At 33.1% G+C, this 1032-nt stretch carries 3 protein-coding genes; 1 reads left to right on the top strand and 2 read right to left on the bottom strand.

The genetic code is table 11. The features are described 5' to 3' along the window. Positions 1–6 precede the first annotated feature (6 nt). Positions 7–168: a hypothetical protein gene (locus F6K13_RS34650; protein WP_161565146.1), complete on the bottom strand. Its 162-nt coding sequence runs from the start codon at positions 166–168 to the stop codon at positions 7–9. Between the two features lie 25 nt (positions 169–193). Continuing rightward, a complete protein-coding gene (locus tag F6K13_RS34645; RefSeq protein ID WP_338043252.1) occupies positions 194–706 on the bottom strand; it encodes a pentapeptide repeat-containing protein in 513 nt (170 codons plus the stop codon). 68 nt (positions 707–774) lie between these two features. Between F6K13_RS34645 and F6K13_RS34640 the strand changes: the two genes are divergently transcribed. Beyond that, a complete protein-coding gene (locus F6K13_RS34640) occupies positions 775–996 on the top strand; it encodes a hypothetical protein (RefSeq protein WP_124147133.1) in 222 nt (73 codons plus the stop codon). Positions 997–1032: the final 36 nt, after the last annotated feature.

Genomic DNA, 1032 nt, shown 5'->3' with positions numbered 1-1032 from the left:
TGGTTTTCAGCTCTTCACGCTCAAAAAGGAGCGTATTTTAGGCCAGAGTTGGGCAGAAAAATTATTCTTACAATTCTTACTCCTACCTCCTAGTTCATTCCCATTTCTCCTGTCTCCTGTCTCCTGTCTCCTGTCTCCTCCCCTCACCCAATAAGACTTTTTCAGCAAACCCTAATTATTAATTATTAATTATTTAATACCCATCAGGTCCAATAGTAGTGTCGTTGTGTTCTGCCATAGATAAATCAACTTTTTTAGCTCGAAATAAATTACACCATCCCAATTTAGCATTATCTAATTTTGCCTTCTCTAGATTAGCTTTTCTTAAATCTGCATGGCTTAAATCTGTGTCTGTGAGGTCTGCATTATATAAATTTGCACCTTGTAAATTGGCTCGATTCAAATTTGCACCACTCAGAATAGCATTACGCAAATTAGCTCTCGATAGATTTCCCTGCGAAATATTGGTATTAGATAAATTAGCTTGATAAAGTTTAATATCTCCCATTTCCACTTCTTGTAAATTACATCCTTTAAGATTAGCTTGATTCAAATTTGCATAAGGCATATAAGCTTTTGTTAAATCACAACCTTTTAAATTAATTCCTTCTAAATCAGCCTCAAATAATTCAATATTACTCAAATCAATATCACAAAATTCTCTTTGACCCTCCGCGTATCTTGCCAGTAATTCCTCTGCACTCATTTTCTCCATCTTAATATTTTTATAACTACTTGATTAGCAGTTGATAATTATTATTTATGTGTTAAATTATGAGTATTTATACTCGGTTTTTTTTATTAAGCTTAATATTAAGATTGCCTTATAAAAATTACTGCGATTCTAATCCTTTTTTAAGATTTGTAAAATTTTTATTCAGAAATGTCAAAATCATAACTATACCTATTGAAGAAGGAGACAGGAGACAGGAGACAGGAGACAGGAGGAAAATTACATGGGGATTCTCACCCCAAGTAATTTTGAACACCGTGTAGACGGTGGGGTATTAAACCCACAAAGAAAATGATAAA

Origin of the sequence: Okeania sp. SIO2B9 (genome assembly GCF_010672505.1) — a bacterium.
Lineage (GTDB): Bacteria > Cyanobacteriota > Cyanobacteriia > Cyanobacteriales > Microcoleaceae > Okeania > Okeania hirsuta.
This window is presented reverse-complemented; position numbering and strand designations above follow the sequence as displayed.